Source organism: Stenotrophomonas sp. STM01, from assembly GCF_014852135.1.
Classification (GTDB): domain Bacteria; phylum Pseudomonadota; class Gammaproteobacteria; order Xanthomonadales; family Xanthomonadaceae; genus Stenotrophomonas; species Stenotrophomonas capsici.
This window is the reverse complement of sequence record NZ_JACVBA010000001.1, coordinates 1,350,947-1,367,288: the sequence shown is the minus strand read 5'-3', so window position 1 is coordinate 1,367,288 and position 16,342 is coordinate 1,350,947. Positions and strand designations below refer to the sequence as shown.

Here is a 16,342-nt window from a genome sequence, read left to right as displayed (position 1 = left end):
CATGACAGGCACGTCCGGATCGTAATTCCCGCCGGTTGCCGTCATCGCACGCCGCATCCCTTGGAGTCCCGCATGAGCCCGTTCACCGCCACCGATCACCTGCTGATGGCCCGCGCGTTGCGCCTGGCCGAACAGGCGGCCTGGACCACGCGGCCCAATCCGATGGTCGGCTGCGTGATCGCGCACGGTGACGAGGTGGTGGGTGAAGGCTGGCACCAGCGTGCCGGCGGGCCGCATGCCGAGGTGTTCGCACTGCGCGCGGCCGGCGAGCGCGCACGCGGGGCCACTGCCTATGTCACGTTGGAGCCCTGCGCCCATTACGGCCGCACGCCACCGTGTGCATTGGCGCTGATCGAGGCGGGGGTGGCGCGGGTGGTGGCGGCGATGGGCGACCCGTTCCCGGATGTGGATGGCGGTGGCTTCGCGCTGCTGCGTCAGGCCGGCATCGAGGTGGCGGTGGGCCTGATGGCCGACACGGCCCGCGCGCTCAACCGTGGCTTCCTGTCGCGGGTGGAGCGCGGCCGGCCGTTCGTGCGGGTCAAGTTGGCCGGCAGCCTGGATGGGCGCACGGCCATGGCCAATGGTGAGTCCAAGTGGATCACCGGTGAGGCGGCACGTGCCGACGTACAGCACTGGCGTGCACGCGCCGGTGCCATCCTGACCGGTGCGGCCACGGTGCTGGCCGACGACCCGCAGCTGACCGCGCGCCCGGAACACGGCCAGTTCCTGCCGCCGCTGCGCGTGGTGCTCGATGCCCGGCTGCGCACGCTCGAACGCGCGCGGGTACGCGAAGGCGACGCACCCACCCTGTACCTGCACGATGCGGCGCTGGCTGCGCCCTGCCTGGAAGGGGCGGAATTTGCCACCGCGCCGTTGGGCGGGGATGGCCGCTTCGACCTGCATGCGGTGATGGCCCTGCTGGGCGCACGCGGCATCAACGAAGTCCATGTGGAAGCGGGCCCCACCCTGTGCGGCGCGTTGCTCAAGGCCGGCCTGGCCGACGAACTGCTGCTCTACATCGCCCCGCTGTTGATGGGCGACGGGGCCCGGCCGCTGCTGGCGGGCCTGGGCATCGAGCACATGGCGCAGGCGGTGCCGTTGGAGGTGGTGGATGCCCGCAGGGTCGGCAAGGAGCTGCGCGTATTGCTGCGCCCGTAGCCGCGCACCTGCGGTGGGAGCGCCTTCAGGCACGAAGCCGGGAAGGGCGCAGGCACCGGGAAGTCCAACCGCCTGCACTGCAAGATCGCTTTTTCTTCCGCGCACGGGAACCACACGTGCTTCGCGGCCGGGGCCGCTCCTGTGCGCCTGAAACAACAACGGGGGCCTTGCGGCCCCCGTTGCATGCCGATCCCGGAGGGGATCAGAAGCTGGCGCGAACGCCAACCGAGTACTGGCTGACGTCGTCGAACAGCTGGATCTCGCCGACCAGGCCCCAGGTCTGGTTGAACTTGACCTGGCCGCCCAGGGTGCCGACGAACTCGGTGTCCATGCGGCTGCCATCGATCACGCCGCCCTTGAGCCAGGCTTCGGTGCGCGGCGAGGGCTTGGCGCGGATGCCGGCGGTGATGCGGCCAGCGTTGGTGTGTTCCTTGTAGCTGCCGTCGTAGGCGCCGAAGCCGGAGAGCTCTTCCTTCGTGCCCACGCGGACCCAGGCGATGTCGGTGGTGAAGTCCACGCGGTCGCTCAGGTTCATGTGGTAGCCGATGCCCAGCTCCGGCATGTCCAGCGTGTACTTGGCGCGGGCGCCGTAACCCAGGTTGAAGCTCTCGGACATGCGCGAGTAGCCACCGAACACATTGACGTTCTTGGCGATGTTGTACGAACCGCGCAGGTAGGCACCGTTGGTCTTGGGATCGTCCAGGTCGTTGTCGTTGAGGCGGACCTGGGTCCAGCCGGCTTCGACGAAGGTGTAGCTCAGTTCATCGGCGGCGGCGGCGAACGGGGTGGCGGCCAGCAGGGCGGCCAGAATCAGGGTCTTGCGCATGAAAATCCTCTTCAAATCCAGTGTGTATCGCCCGGCTCATTGCAGGCCAGCACCGCAACCTCATGTCGCGGCGGCGGGAGTTTAACGAAATTTTGACGGGAATCCATCCGTTCAGACGGGGCTGATACAATGCGCGGGCCGGTTCGCCGGCACGTACAAACGTCTTCAGGGCGGGGTGTAACTCCCCACCGGCGGTAGGTTTGGCGCCCTTTCCGGGGTAGCCGGACGAGCCCGCGAGCGCTCCGGTCGGCCGGCACAAACATGTGCAGATGGCGGGCAGGAGGTCAGCAGATCCGGTCAGATGCCGGAGCCGACGGTCATAGTCCGGATGAAAGAAGACGGTGTCCCGGGCCCCTCGCAGGGTCCGTGCGCCTGTTTGCCTTGCGGCGTTTTTCGCTCACTTTCCGCGGAGAACGTTAGTGTTTACTGGAATCATCGAAGGCGTCGGCACACTGGCCGCACGCGAACCCATCGGCGGCGACGTCCGCTTCACCTTCAACGTCGGCAACCTGCCGTTCGAGCACGTGCAGATGGGCGAGAGCATCGCCGTCAATGGCGTCTGCCTGACCGTCATCGCATTCGACGCGCACAGCTTCCAGGCCGATGCGTCCACCGAGACCCTGTCCCTGACCACGCTTGGCACGTTGGCCGACGGCGCGGTGATCAACCTCGAGCGTGCGATGCGCCCGACCGACCGCCTCGGCGGGCACCTGGTCAGCGGCCACGTCGATGGGCTGGGCAAGGTGTTGTCCATCCATGAGGATGCGCGCGCGTTGCGCTGGCGCTTCGCCGCGCCCGAGCCGCTGCTCAAGTACATCGCCAGGAAGGGCTCGATCTGCGTGGACGGCGTCAGCCTCACCGTCAACGAGGCCGACGACGAAGGCTTCGAGGTCGCGCTGATCCCGCATACCGTCGCCAACACTGCGTTCTCGGCCACCGGCGTGGGCAGCGCGGTGAACCTGGAAATCGATCTGGTCGCCCGTTACGTCGAGCGCCTGCTGGGCCAAGGAGCCGCACGATGAACTTCGCACCCGTTCCCGAACTGCTGGAAGAGATCCGCGCTGGCCGCATGGTGGTCATCGTCGATGACGAGGACCGCGAGAACGAAGGCGACCTGATCATGGCCGCCGAGCTGGTCAAGCCGTCGGACATCAATTTCATGGTCACCCATGGCCGCGGCCTGGTGTGCCTGCCGCTGACCCGCACGCGCGCGGCAGACCTCGGTCTGGCGCCGATGGTGCAGGCCAATACAGCGCAGTTCCAGACCAACTTCACGGTCAGCATCGAGGCCGCCGAGGGCGTCACCACCGGCATCTCCGCGCACGACCGCGCCCACACCATCCGTACCGCGGTCAAGCCCAATGCCAAGCCGTCGGACCTGCACCAGCCGGGCCACATCTTCCCGCTGATCGCCCAGCCCGGTGGCGTGCTGACCCGCGCCGGCCACACCGAGGCCGGCGTGGACCTGGCCATGCTGGCCGGGCTGGAGCCGGCCGGCGTGCTGGTGGAGATCCTCAACCCCGACGGCAGCATGGCGCGTCGCCCGGAGCTGGAGGTGTTCGCCCGCGAGCACGGCCTGAAGATGGGTTCCATCGCCGACCTGATCGCCTACCGCCTGGCCACCGAGCACACCGTCGAGCGCGTGGACGAGCGTGACATCGACACCGAGTTCGGTGCGTTCCGGCTGGTCACCTACCGTGACCGCATCGCCAACGACCTGCACTTCGCGCTGGTCCGCGGCACGCCGGACAAGGACACCCCGACGCTGGTGCGCGTGCAGGTGGAAAACCCGCTGGCCGACCTGCTGCACTGGCGCCGCGACGACTTCGGCGTGGCCGCCACCGATGCGCTGCGCGCCATCGATGCGGCCGGTGCCGGCGTGATGGTGGTGCTGTCGGCGCCGCGTGACAGCGGCAGCCTGCTGGCCCGCCTGCGCCAGCAGCCGGCGCCGGTGGTGCCGGGCAAGGACAAGGACGTGGGCCAGTGGCGCCGCAACGGGGCCGGTGCCCAGATCCTGTCCGACCTGGGCCTGGGCAAGCTGCGCGTGCTGGGCACCCCGCGCCGGCAGATCGGCCTGGCCGGCTATGGGCTGGAGATCGTCGAGACCGTTCAGGCCTGAAGCGGGCGCGGGCAGGCTGTACGCGCATCTTGTCCCATCACCGCTGTTCCCCTTCCCAGCGTCGAAGGCGCAGGGAAGGGGCGGGGAGAGGTCGCGTAGCGCGGTCCCACAGGCGTCAGCCCTTCCGCTGCTCTCGTGCCGCTCCTGTAAAGCCCGCGCGCGGTAAACTTACCTACCTTTTGGAGTCCTGCCCCCTATGAGCCACTACGAAGGCTATCTCCTCCCGCCGGATTCGGCCCGTTTTGCCATCGTTGCCAGCATGTGGAACCCGCGTATCACTGATACCTTGGTCATTGGTGCCCGCGAATTCCTGACCGGCAGCGGTGTCAGCGAGGAGGCCATCGATGTGGTGCGTGTGCCGGGCGCCTGGGAAATCCCGCTGGTCGCGGCGCGCTTGGCTGCAGCCGGTCATCATGCCGCGATCATCACCTTGGGCTGCGTGATCCGCGGCGACACCCGTCACTACGAGCATGTATCCGATTGCTGTGCCGAAGGCTTGATGCGCGCGCAGCTGGATTTCGGCGTGCCAGTGCTCAACGGTGTGCTGGCGGTGGAGCGTGAGGAGGATGCCGACGCGCGTGCGGGCGGCAGCCATGGCAACAAGGGTACGGAGGCCGCGAAGGCGGCCTTGGAAATGGTCAATCTTCTGGAGAAGTTGCCGTGAGCAACAAGAACAACGGCAAGCCTGCCGGAAAGCCCGTCCGCCGCGACGGCATCGACCCGGTGCTGCGCTCGCGCGCCCGTCGTCGTGCCCTGCAGGCGATCTACGCCTGGCAGATCTCCGGCGGCAACGCCGAGTCGCTGCTGGCCCAGTTCGCGCACGAGCAGGCGCATGAAATCGCCGACCTGGCCTACTTCGAGAGCCTGCTGCGCGGCGTGCTCGACCACCGTCGCGACCTGGACGAGGCGCTGGCCCCGTTCGTCGACCGTGGCGTGGAAGAAGTCGATGCGATCGAGCGCGCGGTGCTGCGCGTGGCCGCCTACGAGCTGCGTTACCGCCTGGACGTGCCGTATCGCGTGGTGATCAACGAGGCCATCGAGACCGCCAAGCGTTTCGGTTCCGAACACGGCCACACCTACGTCAACGGCGTGCTCGACCGCGCTGCGGTGGAGTGGCGCAAGACCGAGTCCGGCCAGTAAGCCGACGGCGGCCTCGCCGCCGCCCGTGACCCATGAACACGCCGGGGCCGGCATCATCGGCACCGGCGTTTTCGTATCCAGAGTGCAACCCATGAGTCTTGACGAGTTCGGCCTGATCGATCGCATCCGTCGCCGCACCGGCGCACGCGCCGACATCGCGCTGGGCATTGGTGACGATGCCGCGCTGCTGCTGCCTGCGCCCGGGCAGCAGCTGGTGGTCACCGCCGATACGCTCAATGCCGGGGTGCACTTCCCGCACGAGACCCCGGCGCAGGACATCGGCTGGAAGGCATTGGCGGTGAACCTGTCCGACCTGGCCGCGATGGGGGCGCAGCCGGCGTGGTGCACCTTGTCGCTGTCGCTGCCCGAATCATCGGCCAGCTGGGTGGAGGGCTTCGCCGAAGGCTTCTTCGCGCTGGCCGACCGGCACGGGATGGCGTTGGTCGGGGGGGACACCACCCGCGGCCCGCTGGCGATCTCGATCACCGCGATGGGCCAGGTGCCCGTCGGCCAGGCGCTGCGCCGCGACGGCGCGCGGCCGGGCGACGATGTCTGGGTGACCGGCGTGCCGGGTGAGGCGGGCCTGGCGCTGGCGCTGTGGCAGCAGGGGCAGCTGGCGGTGGCCGGCCCCGTGGCCGAGCCGGCACGGGAGCAGTTGCGGTTGCGCCTGGCCAGGCCGACGCCACGGCTGGAGGCCGGCCTCGCGCTGCGCGGGCTGGCCAGTGCGGCGATCGATGTCTCCGACGGCCTGCTGGCCGACCTCGGGCATGTCTGCGCGCGCAGTGGGGTTGCCGCGGAGGTGATGGAAAGCAGCCTGCCGGCATCGCAGCACGCCAGCGAGCTGCAGCTCGGCGCGGCTTTCGAAGGCCTGCGTGCAGGCGCCGGTGACGACTACGAGCTGTGCTTCACCGCGCCGGCGTCCGCGCGCGCGCAGGTCGCTCAAAGCATGGCATCGGTAGCAGTTCGGGCTACACGTATTGGCTATATTCGAACCGGAAGCGGGGTCCGGCTGCTCGACGGGGAGGGCAAGGCAGTCTCCAGGGAGCGGTCGGGGTTCAATCACTTTTCGATCGGGGGCAATAGGAAAAGCCCGTTTTGAACGATGAGAAATGCCGTTCACATCGTGTCCACGTATTCATACATACCATCAACAACGTGATCGATGTCGCGTTTTTCGTTCCTGCTGGGTGCGACGCGATTAACAGGGGATCGTGAATGGAAATGGCAACGCTTGAAAAGGTCAGGGCGAAGATGAGCGATGTAGGTTCGCCTTCGGTGACCGTGGACAGCCCTGCGCTGGAAGCGGCACTGGACAGCGTGATGGAAGGCAGCGCTGGCATTTCCATGTTGTTGGTGTCCACGGCCGATGGCCGTGCCATCGCGCACCGTTCCCGCAACAAGCTCGACCCGCGACGTCTGTCGGCGATGAGCAACTCCTTCCTGACCCTGGGTGAGACCCTGTCGCGCGAGCTCGGGCTGGCAACGGCCGACTACGTGACCATGTCCACCGCGCAGGGCAGCATGGTGTTGGTCCGCGTCGATGCCGACCGTCCGTACACGCTGGCGGCATTGGGCCATTCCGATACCTCGCTGGCGATCCTGCTCTACGCGGCCCGCGATGCCGCGGCCCGCATCAAGTCCCTGCTGTAACCCCATTGGCTGTAACGCATCTGTGCTACAGGTTTTCCGGCGTGCCGGAGGACCGGCCCGGGTCGACGGGCTTCGCCTCGACCAACCGTGTTGCCTTTCCGGGGAAGGACTGGGCGGCACGTCATCAAGATCACTGAACCTTGGAGATGAACATGGCTGGAAACGTAAAGCTCGACAAGTTGAATGAAATCGCCGGTTTCGTCGGCGCTGCCCTGGTCGACAGCGACAGCGGCATGGCCCTGGGCATGCTCGGCGGCGGTCCGCTCAACCTGGAAGTCGCTGCGGCAGGCAACACCGAAGTGGTGCGCGCCAAGCGCCGCGTCGCCGCGTCGCTGGGCATCACCGAGGCGATCGAGGACATCCTGATCACCCTGACCAAGCAGTACCACCTGATCCGTCCGCTGGAAAGCAACCAGGACCTGTTCCTGTACGTGGTGCTGGACCGCTCGCGCGCCAACCTGGCCCTGGCTCGCCACGAGCTGAAGTCCTTCGAGCAGACGCTCGACTTCAAGTGATCGACCGATGCACCGCCGCCCCGTGACGGGGCGGTGGTGCAGTTGATGCGCTTCGACGCCCAGGCCTGATCGATACGATGAGTGCACCCGCCCGCAAGATCTCCGCCGCCGTGATTGGTTGCCAGGGACTGGATGTCCTGCACGTCATGCGGCTGAAGGTCGCCAGTTCGCTGTTGATGGCCGAGTACATCCAGGCCGACGTGCAGGAATGGAACCAGCAGAAGGTGGACCTGCTGGTGGCCAGTGCCGACGACAGCCGCGGCCAGGAGCTGCTGCGCGAGGCCGACCGGAAGGGGCTGCCGGTACTGGCGGTCACCCGCAACGTCCTGTCCAGCCTCGGCGTGCCGGGCGTGGCCTATGGCGCCAGCGTCCGCGAGATCTTCCAGCAACTGCGCCAGCTCCTGCTGGCCGCGGACAGCAGTGGCGAGCGGTTCCGCCCGCGCACCCTGTTCCGCAGCCTGGAAGAGGCCAGGGGCAAACCCTGCCTGCTGCACATGGGCCTGGTGAAGGTGGTGGTCGATGCCGACCAGACCCAGGTCACCCTGCTGCGCGACATCCCCTACGAGAACTGCCTGCGGGCGGCGGCCGAAGCCGGCTGGACGCTGTCGCTGCTCGACGGCGACACGACGCTGGAGCAGTGCATGTCCGATGCGGTCGGGCAGCACCCGTTCGAGGATTTCTGCTGGCGGGCGGCGGCGCTGAACAGCGAGCCGCTGCTGCCGGTGGACCTGCAGGGCCATTGCCGGCTGCGCGGTTGGCCCGAGGTGGAGACCGGCAAGCTGCCGATGCAGTGGCTGCTGCCGATGGCGGCGATGATGATCCGTCCATGGCGACCGGACGAGCTGGCCCAGGCCACGGGTACGTCACTGGACGATGTTGCCCGTATCATGGGGGCCGCTGCCTGCACGCACCTGCTGGATACCTCCAGCGCGCCGGTGGCCACCCCGCGCGGCTCCGGCAACAAGGTCTCCGGCTTCTTCTCGCGTATCGCAAAACGGTTCGGGCTCAATTTTTCCAAGGGGCTTCAGGTCTGACGGCTATGGCAACCAAGCTGGTATTTGTCGGTGAAATGGGTGCGGGAAAAACGACCGCGATCAGGTCGATCTCGGACATGGAACCGATCAGCACCGAAATGCCGATCAGTGACGAGGCGGCACTGGAGGCGTTCGAGGACAAGTCGCATACCACCGTGGCGCTGGACTACAGCTCCATCGAGCTGGGCGACGGCGAACTGCTGCATGTCTACGGCGTGCCGGGCCAGGCCTACCTGGATTTCATGTGGCCGATCGTCGCCGAAGGTGCGATTGGCGTGATCGTACTTGTGAGCGCACTCAACCCGCGCGCGCTGCCAAGTACGCTGACGCTGCTGGAACACTTCCGTGCATTGGCGCCGGAGGCCTGCTTCGCGGTGGGTATCACCTGCCAGGATCGCGAACCGGCGTTCCGCTTCACCGATTTTCGCAACGCGCTGTCCCAGGCAGGCCATCGCCTGCCGGTGATGTGGGTGGATGCGCGTGAGGCCAGCCAGGTCGATTTCCTGGTCAAGGCACTGCTGTCCTGCCGCTACGCTGAAGCGGTGGCGTAACACCACCGACCTACGATTCCCCGCCACGCGCGACGGCGCATGCAGGCGCGCCGGTCGCCGTGCGTGTGCGGGGGCAATGTCTCAGGGGAAGTCCGTGCCCTGGTGCCCATGGGGAGTGGGCACCAGGGGCGGCATTACCTTCCCCGGGTTGAGGATGCCGGCCGGGTCCAGCGCCTGCTTGATCGCCTGCATCGCGGCCAGCGTGCTGGCGCTGAAGGCCTGGGCCATGAAGTCGCGCTTGGCCAGGCCGATGCCGTGCTCGCCGGACAGCGTGCCGCCCAGCGCCAGCGTCAGCGCGAACACCTTGGGCAGCGCGGCATGGGCGCGGGCGCTCTCGCCGGCGTCGTCCGGGTGGTAAAGGATGTTGACGTGCAGGTTGCCGTTGCCGGCATGGCCGAAGGTGACGATCGGCAACGCCGCTTCCCGCGACAGCTGCTGCACGCCCTCCACCAGTTCCGGGATGCGCGACACCGGCACCACCACATCCTCGTTGATCTTGCCCGGCGCGATGCTCTTCAACGCGGGGGAGAGCGCGCGCCGCGCCGCCCACAGCCGGTCGCGGGCGCTGCCGTCGGTGGCCACGTCCAGTTCCAGCATGCCATCGCCTTCGGCGGCCTGGGCCAGTGCATTGAGCAGGTAGGGCAGGGTGTCGTCGTCGCCGTCGGCCTCGATCAGCAGCATCGCGCCGGCATCGGGCACCTGCGCACCATTGCGGCGCAGCAGTTCGAGGCTGCGGGCATCCATGAATTCCAGCATGGTCGGTGTCACCGGCTGTGCCATCACCCGTGACACCGCGGCCGCGGCCGACCCGGCGTCGCGGTACAGCACGCGCAGGCCGGCCTGCGCGCGCGGTCGCGGCGCCAGCTTGAGGGTGGCTTCCACGATCAGTGCCAGCGTGCCTTCGCTGCCGACGATCAGGTGGGTCAGGTCGTAGCCGGTGGCGTCCTTGGTATACGGGCCGCCGCAGCGGATCAGCGCGCCGGTGCCGGTCACCGCGACCAGCCCGAGCACGTTGTCGCGGCTGGTGCCGTACTTCACCGCGCGTGGGCCGCCGGCATTGCAGGCCAGATTGCCGCCGATGCTGCAGATATCGGCACTGGACGGGTCCGGTGGCCAGAACAGTCCATGCGGCATCAGTGCCTGCTGCAGGTCGCCGTTGAGCACGCCGGGTTCGACCACCGCGCAGCGGTCGCCCGCGCGGATGTCGAGGATGCGGTTCATGTGCACGAAGGACAGCACCACGCCGCCGGCGGTGGGCACCGCGGCACCGGTGGTGCCGGTGCCGGCGCCACGGCCGACCAGCGGCACGCCATGGTCGTGGCAGGCACGCACGATGGCCTGCACCTGTTCACGGTTGCGCGGCAGGGCCACGCCCTGCGGCAAGGCATGCCGCCAGGAGTTGTCCTGCGCGTGCGCTTCCAGCGCGGTGGCATCGGTGCGCCAGTCTTCGCCGAGCAGTTCGGACAGGGTGGCGTGGAAGGCGGGCGGCAACGGCGTCATGAGGATGTCTGATCGGTGGGTGCGCGGTGCTGGACCAGCTTCCAGCCCAGCACGCAGGAGAACAGCGGCAGCCACACCCAGCGCAGTTCCGACAGCACGGTCTGCAGCCCGCGGGCGCTGAAGAAGTTATTGGCGAAGGGCGAAACGCGGATGGGGCGCCACGGCGCGAACAGGCGCTGCTCGCTCCACGGCCACCACAACGCCACGCCCAGCCCGCCCGAGGTGAAGGCGTCCAGCAGCGGATGCGACAGCGCGCAGGCGGACACGAACGCAGCCGCCTGTACCCGGCTGGCGCGCAGCCAGGGCGACAACGCGCATGCCACCAGGCCCAGCACGGCGGCGAACAGCAGCGAATGGCTCGCGCCGCGATGACCGAAGGCATCGGCATAGGGAATGTGCAGGGCGAAGGCGAGCACGTCGGCATCGGGCAGCATCGCCGCCGCTACGCCGGCACCGAGCAGGCGGGCGGAAACGCGCCCGCGTTCGCTCGCGCACCACAGCGCCAGCGGGACCGCGGCATGGGTGAAGATACTGGGCATCAGCAGTCGTCGGCGCGGAAGGCGTCGCGGATCCAGTGCAGGCGCGGGGGCTCGCCACTGGCTTCGACCACGTCGAACCGGCATGGCAGGCGTGCCAGCGCGTCGTGCTGGGACAGGTACAGCTGCGCGGCATGCAGCAGGCGGCGGCGCTTGCCGGCATCGACCGAGGCGGCGCCGCCACCGAATGCGCTGGAACGACGGTAGCGGACCTCGACGAACACCAACGCGCCTTCGCGGCCGGCCTCGCGCATCACCAGGTCCAGTTCACCGCCCCGATAGCGGACATTGCTGGCCAGCCAACGCAGGCCGGCCTGTTCCAGGTGCGTGCGCGCGGCAGCTTCCACCGCCGCGCCACGCCGGGCCTGGTCAGCGGCCATCACCGATCGGGGTCGGGCGGCCGCCGCTGAAGGTGGACCATGCCGGCGTGCGCAGCACGTTGCCGAAGCCGTCCAGGTGCAGCGCGCCGGTGGCACCGCTCAGCCCGCCGCTGGTGCTGGTGGCCAGCTTTTCCAGGTAGGCGGTGATCTTCCAGGCATCGAAGCCGAAGGCGAACAGGCGGGCGGCACCGCCACGCGCGGTCGGCAGGGTGCTGGCCAGGCTGCTGGCGGCCGGCAGGCCGGCCACGCCGCGCGTGGTCCATGCCTCGCTCGGATAGATGATGCCGTCCAGCGCGGTGTCTTCCTCGGCCTTGCCGGTGTTGTTGACCAGCTGCGAGGTGCCGACGCGGCTGACCCCGGCCAGGCCGGACAGTGCCAGCTGCGGGGCCAGTGCGCGCGCCTGGTTGCCCTTCACCGCGAGGAACACCGCGTCCACGCCGGCGGCCTGGCGCAGCTGCGCGCTGATGTCGCCGGGGGCTTCGCCGATATTGATGCTGGCGGCGAGCTTACCGCCGCGTTCGGCGAAACGCTCCTTGAACGCGGCGCTGGCACGGCGGCCGCTGTCGTCGTTGCTGGCGATCACCAGCACGTTGCCGCGCTCGCGGCCGAGCAGGTACTCGGCGGCCATGATGCCGTCGTCTTCCGGGGCCAGCGAGAACGCGGCGCTGCCCGGCGGCGGTGCATCCTTGCCGCGGTTCAGGGCCAGCAGCGGGACCTGCAGCGGATCGCGGTGGAACAGCGCATCGACCTCGTCCCGGCCCAGCGGGCCGACCACGAAGTCGGCGCCGGCGGCCACGGCCTTGTCATAGGCGGCGATCGCACCGGCGGCGGTGCCGCGGGTGTCGAGGAAATCGATCTGCGGGCGGCGCCGGCCTTCGCCGTAATAGCCGGCCAGCAGGCCATCGCGCACCGGCGCGGCCGCGGTGGCCAGGTTGCCGGTCAGCGGCAGCAGCACCGCGAGCTTGACCGGCGGACGGTAGCCGTCGACATCGGCCGGCGGGCGCTTGCCGGTATCAACCTGCCACGCGGCATCGCGGTCGAACGGACGCGGCAGCGGCAGGCCACGGCCGAGCAGGGCGCGCCCGGCGTGGTTGTACAGCGGGTCGCCGACTGCCAGCGCGGCGGCGCGGCTGGACAGGGTGGTATCGTTGATGCCGGCCAGCAGGCGGGTGATGGCGCGCTGGTTGTCGCTGCGTGCGGTGCCGCTGAGCAGCACGCCGGCGCGGGCGCGCTCGGCGGCGGCGGCGAACGCATCGCCGGTGGCTTCCAGCGCCTGCGCGCGGGCCAGCAGCCAGCGCGTCTGCAGCGCGGGCGGCAACGGGTCATTGCTGCCGGTGAGCGCCTGCAGGGCCACCGCCGGCTGCTGCTCGGCCAGGGCCTGCTCGGCCAGCATCAGGTGGTACCGCTGGCGGGTGGCACCGCTGAGCTGGCGCACCTGCACCTGCGGGATCAGCATGCGCGCACGCGCATCGTCGCCGGCGTCGTGCCAGGCAAAGGCGGCGTCGGCCAGCAGCATCGACTTGCCCGCACCGCGCGCCTGCGCGGCCTGGGCCTCCAGTTGCTGCGCCGCTTCGCGCGGCTTGCCCTGCTCGAGCAGGGCGATGGCGGCCTGCTGGGCAGGCGACGTGGTCGGCGCCACGCTGGTGGTGGCGCAGCCCACGAACAGCAGCATCGACAGTGACAGGGCGGAAATCCGAGCGGCTTGCTTGTTCATTTGAGGTCCGTTCGACGGGGCGCGGCGGTGCCGGGCGGGGGAAACGGTAGGATTCTACCCTTGCCCATGGAAATCCCGATGATGAGTACCACCGTTGCCACCTTGTATGTCGTTGCCACGCCCATCGGCAACCTGGCCGACCTGAGCCCGCGCGCGCAGGAGGTGCTGCGTTCGGTGGCGGCGATCTGCGCCGAGGACACCCGTCATACCGGGCAGCTGTTGTCGCATTTCGGCATCAGCAAGCCGTTGGTCGCGCTGCACGACCACAACGAGGAAGCGATGGCGCAGCGCGTGGTCGCGCGCCTGCAAGCCGGCGAATCGCTGGCCGTGGTCAGTGATGCCGGTACCCCGCTGGTCAGTGACCCGGGCTTCCGGCTGGTGCGCGCCGCGCGCGCGGCCGGCATCAAGGTCAGCCCCGTGCCGGGGGCCTGCGCCGCCATTGCCGCCTTGAGCGTGGCCGGCCTGCCCAGCGACCGTTTCGTGTTTGAAGGCTTCCTGCCGGCCAAGGCGGCCGCGCGCCGCGACCGCCTGCAGCGATTGGCCAGCGAGACCGGCACGCTGGTGTTCTACGAGTCCTCGCACCGCATCGCCGAATCGCTGGCCGACATGGCGATGGCATTTGGTGCGGAGCGGCCGGCGGTGGTTGCGCGTGAGCTGACCAAGCTGTTCGAGACCGTGCTGGATGGCTCGCTGGCGCAGCTGCTGGCCACCGTGCAGGCCGACGACAACCAGCGCAAGGGCGAGTTCGTGGTGATGGTGCAGGGCGCCGGCGACGATGAGGCGGCCAAGGTCGCCGAAGGCCGCCGCCTGTATGCCAGGCTCAACGAGCACCTGCCTCCCTCCACCGCCGCCAAGCTGGCGGCCGAACTGAGCGGTGCGCCGCGCAAGGTCTTGTATGGACAGGGCGGCAACGACTGAGGCGTGGTGGGCGGCGGCCGACGCCGCCAGCCTGCGCGGGCAACTGGACCTGCGCGAGCATCCATTGGCCGTGGCCACGGGCAGCCAGGCCAAGGAGCAGCGCGAACGCTGGATGATGACCCGCTGGCTGACCGCCTGGTCCCCGCAGTTGGCGTACCCGGTGCAGGTGCACAAGCGCGAAAGCCCGGATTTCCTGGTCGATACCGGAACCGGGCGGGTGGGCGTGGAATGCATGGAGGTGGTGCCGGAGAGCTTCAAGCAGCTGCAGGCCAGGCTGAGCGGCATCAACTCCGGCTGGGTCCGCCCGGCGGCGCATCACCGTCAGGGGGATGGACGGGCGGAGTGGGACAGCCCGTTGATGCGGCAACTGCTGGCCGATACCTACGAAGGCAGTCCCTGGATCGGCGATGAGCCGGAGCGGCTGTGGGTGGAGGTGATGCGCTGGGCGGTGCAGAAGAAACGCGAGGTGCTGCACAAGCCGGCGTTCGCGGTACAGCCGTGCAACGTCCTGCTGCTGTACGACAACTGGCCGCTGCCGCCGGTGGCGTTCATCGAGGACGTCGCCGAGGAAGCACTGCGGGACTGGGGGTTGGCGGCGCTGGATGCGTTGTCGGCGCAGTTGATGGCCAGTGACGCGCATGCCGACTTCCAGCAGGTCGACATCCTGCGCGAAGGCTGGCTGCTGTCGTTCACCACCACTGGCGTGCAGCGCATGCGCTATGTGCCGCCCGTGGCCGGATGAACGAAGCGTCGGGCAGAAACCCTGCTGGACGTGCGACAATGCGCGCGGCGGAGTCGGCCAGACAGTCGCGTCATTCCTTCGGGAATGCCGAGGAAAGTCCGGGCTCCACAGGGCAAGGTGCCAGGTAACGCCTGGGCGGCGAGAGCCGACGGAAAGTGCAACAGAAAGATACCGCCTACGTCCCTCGTCACCCCATTGCGGCCTCATGACCGCAACTGGCGATGCGAATGCATCGCCCAAGTGGTCCGGAAGGACGCAACGGGGTGGCGAGGGGCCGGTAAGGGTGAAATGGTGCGGTAAGAGCGCACCGCGAGTCTGGCAACAGACCGGTACGGCAAACCCCACCTGGAGCAAGACCAAATAGGGACCTCATGACGTGGCCCGCGTCGGGTCCGGGTAGGTTGCTTGAGCGTCACGGTGACGTGGCGCCTAGAAGAATGACTGTCCACGACAGAACCCGGCTTATCGGCCGGCTCCGCCGCTTTCCTCGCCTGCCTGGCGAGCAAAGCCCCAAGGTTCCGCGGCGCGAAACCTCGGGCCCCGGGCCTCTGCCCACCCAATTCCCTGCGCCTGTCGACGCGCCCCCTTTACTAAAGGGGGCTTCCTGCTGCTGTGGGATGGCTTGGCTCGCTTCGCATCGCGGTGGGGCACCGAAAAGCGCGAATGCCAGATTCAGTTCCAGGAATGCTTGATCCACCGAGCCCCTCTCCCGTCCACGGGAGAGGGGTTGGGGTGAGGGCGGCTTCTGGCAAGCCCCCGGCAAACCCCGCAGCCTCACTCCCGGCCCGGTGATACATCGACGCGCTGCTCGCCCAGGTACACGCCGTCCGGCCCGAACCGGCGCTCATGGATGAAGCCGCGGCCATCATGGTCGATCGCGACCACCGTGCTGGCGCGGGTGCCATAGTCACGGCCACGGATGAACGCGCTGGAGAGCATCCGCTCCAGTTCCAGTGGAACGCCGGTGGCCGGCAATTCCGCGTCCGGCGGCCGCGTCTCATCGGCAAGGGCCTGCCAGATCACGTCCAGCGCCTCCTCGCCGCTCTCCAACCAGCCGTCCAGTACCTGCATCAGGCGACGGGTCTTGGGCCAGGGCGCGTCCAGCGCGCCGTTGGACATGCCGTGGATGCCCGGTTGCAGTACCCGATGGGCCGCGGGGCGGTTGCCCAGGTAGGCGCAGTGGTCCGCATCGGCGACCAGCAGGTTGAACGGGGCGAACTCGGCCGCACGCAGGGCCAGTGCGTCGGTATAGGCGGTGGCACCGGCGTTGCCCTCCAGGTAGCCGGCGATCAGCTCGCCCCGCGAGGGGCCGCCGGTTGCGGCGGTCGGATCACGGACATTGGTGACCACGGCGGCGTGCCCGTTGCCATTGATTCCCATCCAGCTGCCGCCCGAGCGCAGGTCGCGCCCGGCGATCACCGCTGCCGGGGAATCCGGCCAGGCGTGCAGGGCAGCGGTCGGGCGGGCGTGGAACTCGTCGCGGTTGCCGGCCATCAGCAGGCGCCAACGGGGATGGCATTTCCAGGCAAGGGTGACCAGGCACATGCACGGAGTGTGCC

Annotated in this window: 18 protein-coding genes, 1 other RNA gene and 1 riboswitch; of the genes, 13 read left to right on the top strand and 6 right to left on the bottom strand. The window is 68.8% G+C overall.

Going from position 1 to position 16,342, the window contains the following annotated elements; all coding sequences use genetic code 11:
• Nucleotides 1-72 precede the first annotated feature (72 nt).
• Nucleotides 73-1,158 (top strand): bifunctional diaminohydroxyphosphoribosylaminopyrimidine deaminase/5-amino-6-(5-phosphoribosylamino)uracil reductase RibD, encoded by a 1,086-nt coding sequence (gene ribD / locus IB227_RS06425; RefSeq protein WP_192286695.1) that lies wholly within the window; start codon nt 73-75, stop codon nt 1,156-1,158.
• A 202-nt stretch (nt 1,159-1,360) separates the two neighbouring features.
• Here the strand turns inward: ribD and IB227_RS06420 are convergent, their stop codons facing one another.
• Entirely contained in the window at nt 1,361-1,984 is a 624-nt protein-coding gene (locus tag IB227_RS06420) for an outer membrane beta-barrel protein (RefSeq protein WP_192286694.1), read from the bottom strand.
• 157 nt (nt 1,985-2,141) lie between these two features.
• Nucleotides 2,142-2,328, top strand: a riboswitch (FMN riboswitch).
• A 75-nt stretch (nt 2,329-2,403) separates the two neighbouring features.
• Here IB227_RS06420 and IB227_RS06415 point away from each other — a divergent pair.
• The 9 genes from IB227_RS06415 to IB227_RS06375 all read left to right on the top strand — a co-directional run bounded on the left by IB227_RS06415 (nt 2,404) and on the right by IB227_RS06375 (nt 8,993).
• Entirely contained in the window at nt 2,404-3,006 is a 603-nt protein-coding gene (locus IB227_RS06415; RefSeq protein WP_192286693.1) for a riboflavin synthase, read from the top strand.
• Nucleotides 3,003-4,103 (top strand): 3,4-dihydroxy-2-butanone-4-phosphate synthase, encoded by a 1,101-nt coding sequence (gene ribB / locus IB227_RS06410; protein ID WP_192286692.1) that lies wholly within the window; start codon nt 3,003-3,005, stop codon nt 4,101-4,103. The genes IB227_RS06415 and ribB overlap by 4 nt, the downstream gene beginning before the upstream one ends.
• A gap of 196 nt (nt 4,104-4,299) precedes the next feature.
• Nucleotides 4,300-4,767: a 6,7-dimethyl-8-ribityllumazine synthase gene (gene ribH, locus IB227_RS06405; protein WP_192286691.1), complete on the top strand. Its 468-nt coding sequence runs from the start codon at nt 4,300-4,302 to the stop codon at nt 4,765-4,767.
• The gene (gene nusB / locus IB227_RS06400; RefSeq protein ID WP_192286690.1) at nt 4,764-5,243 is read left to right on the top strand and encodes a transcription antitermination factor NusB; all 480 of its coding nucleotides are present in this window, start codon (nt 4,764-4,766) and stop codon (nt 5,241-5,243) included. The genes ribH and nusB overlap by 4 nt, the downstream gene beginning before the upstream one ends.
• A gap of 91 nt (nt 5,244-5,334) precedes the next feature.
• Nucleotides 5,335-6,342: a thiamine-phosphate kinase gene (gene thiL / locus IB227_RS06395; RefSeq protein WP_192286689.1), complete on the top strand. Its 1,008-nt coding sequence runs from the start codon at nt 5,335-5,337 to the stop codon at nt 6,340-6,342.
• Nucleotides 6,343-6,494: 152 nt separating this feature from the next.
• On the top strand, nt 6,495-6,893 hold the full coding sequence (locus tag IB227_RS06390) for a roadblock/LC7 domain-containing protein (RefSeq protein ID WP_192286688.1): 399 nt from the start codon (nt 6,495-6,497) through the stop codon (nt 6,891-6,893).
• A gap of 152 nt (nt 6,894-7,045) precedes the next feature.
• The gene (locus IB227_RS06385) at nt 7,046-7,408 is read left to right on the top strand and encodes a roadblock/LC7 domain-containing protein (RefSeq protein WP_132865003.1); all 363 of its coding nucleotides are present in this window, start codon (nt 7,046-7,048) and stop codon (nt 7,406-7,408) included.
• A 77-nt stretch (nt 7,409-7,485) separates the two neighbouring features.
• Nucleotides 7,486-8,442, top strand: coding sequence for a hypothetical protein (locus IB227_RS06380; RefSeq protein WP_192286687.1), 957 nt, complete (start codon nt 7,486-7,488; stop codon nt 8,440-8,442).
• Nucleotides 8,439-8,993: a GTPase gene (locus IB227_RS06375; protein WP_132865001.1), complete on the top strand. Its 555-nt coding sequence runs from the start codon at nt 8,439-8,441 to the stop codon at nt 8,991-8,993. The genes IB227_RS06380 and IB227_RS06375 overlap by 4 nt, the downstream gene beginning before the upstream one ends.
• A gap of 81 nt (nt 8,994-9,074) precedes the next feature.
• Here IB227_RS06375 and IB227_RS06370 read toward each other — a convergent pair whose 3' ends face one another.
• From IB227_RS06370 to IB227_RS06355, 4 genes are read right to left on the bottom strand one after another with little or no spacing between them, the layout of a single operon-like run.
• Nucleotides 9,075-10,493: an FAD-linked oxidase C-terminal domain-containing protein gene (locus IB227_RS06370; protein ID WP_192286686.1), complete on the bottom strand. Its 1,419-nt coding sequence runs from the start codon at nt 10,491-10,493 to the stop codon at nt 9,075-9,077.
• Entirely contained in the window at nt 10,490-11,032 is a 543-nt protein-coding gene (locus IB227_RS06365) for a metal-dependent hydrolase (RefSeq protein WP_192286685.1), read from the bottom strand. The genes IB227_RS06370 and IB227_RS06365 overlap by 4 nt, the downstream gene beginning before the upstream one ends.
• Nucleotides 11,032-11,409, bottom strand: a complete 378-nt coding sequence (locus IB227_RS06360; RefSeq protein WP_132864998.1) for a YraN family protein — start codon at nt 11,407-11,409, stop codon at nt 11,032-11,034. The genes IB227_RS06365 and IB227_RS06360 overlap by 1 nt, the downstream gene beginning before the upstream one ends.
• The gene (locus tag IB227_RS06355) at nt 11,399-13,123 is read right to left on the bottom strand and encodes a penicillin-binding protein activator (RefSeq protein ID WP_192286684.1); all 1,725 of its coding nucleotides are present in this window, start codon (nt 13,121-13,123) and stop codon (nt 11,399-11,401) included. Before IB227_RS06355 ends, IB227_RS06360 begins: the two co-directional genes overlap by 11 nt.
• 81 nt (nt 13,124-13,204) lie before the next feature.
• Here IB227_RS06355 and rsmI point away from each other — a divergent pair, with 81 nt between their 5' ends.
• The 3 genes from rsmI to rnpB all read left to right on the top strand — a co-directional run bounded on the left by rsmI (nt 13,205) and on the right by rnpB (nt 15,264).
• The gene (gene rsmI / locus IB227_RS06350; RefSeq protein WP_192286683.1) at nt 13,205-14,041 is read left to right on the top strand and encodes a 16S rRNA (cytidine(1402)-2'-O)-methyltransferase; all 837 of its coding nucleotides are present in this window, start codon (nt 13,205-13,207) and stop codon (nt 14,039-14,041) included.
• A complete protein-coding gene (locus tag IB227_RS06345; RefSeq protein WP_192286682.1) occupies nt 14,019-14,783 on the top strand; it encodes a hypothetical protein in 765 nt (254 codons plus the stop codon). Before rsmI ends, IB227_RS06345 begins: the two co-directional genes overlap by 23 nt.
• Nucleotides 14,784-14,832: 49 nt before the next feature.
• An RNA gene (gene rnpB / locus IB227_RS06340) (RNase P RNA component class A) lies at nt 14,833-15,264 on the top strand.
• A gap of 293 nt (nt 15,265-15,557) precedes the next feature.
• On the opposite strand, the gene IB227_RS06335 is transcribed toward rnpB, so the two are convergent.
• Entirely contained in the window at nt 15,558-16,328 is a 771-nt protein-coding gene (locus tag IB227_RS06335; RefSeq protein ID WP_192286681.1) for an NRDE family protein, read from the bottom strand.
• Nucleotides 16,329-16,342: the final 14 nt, after the last annotated feature.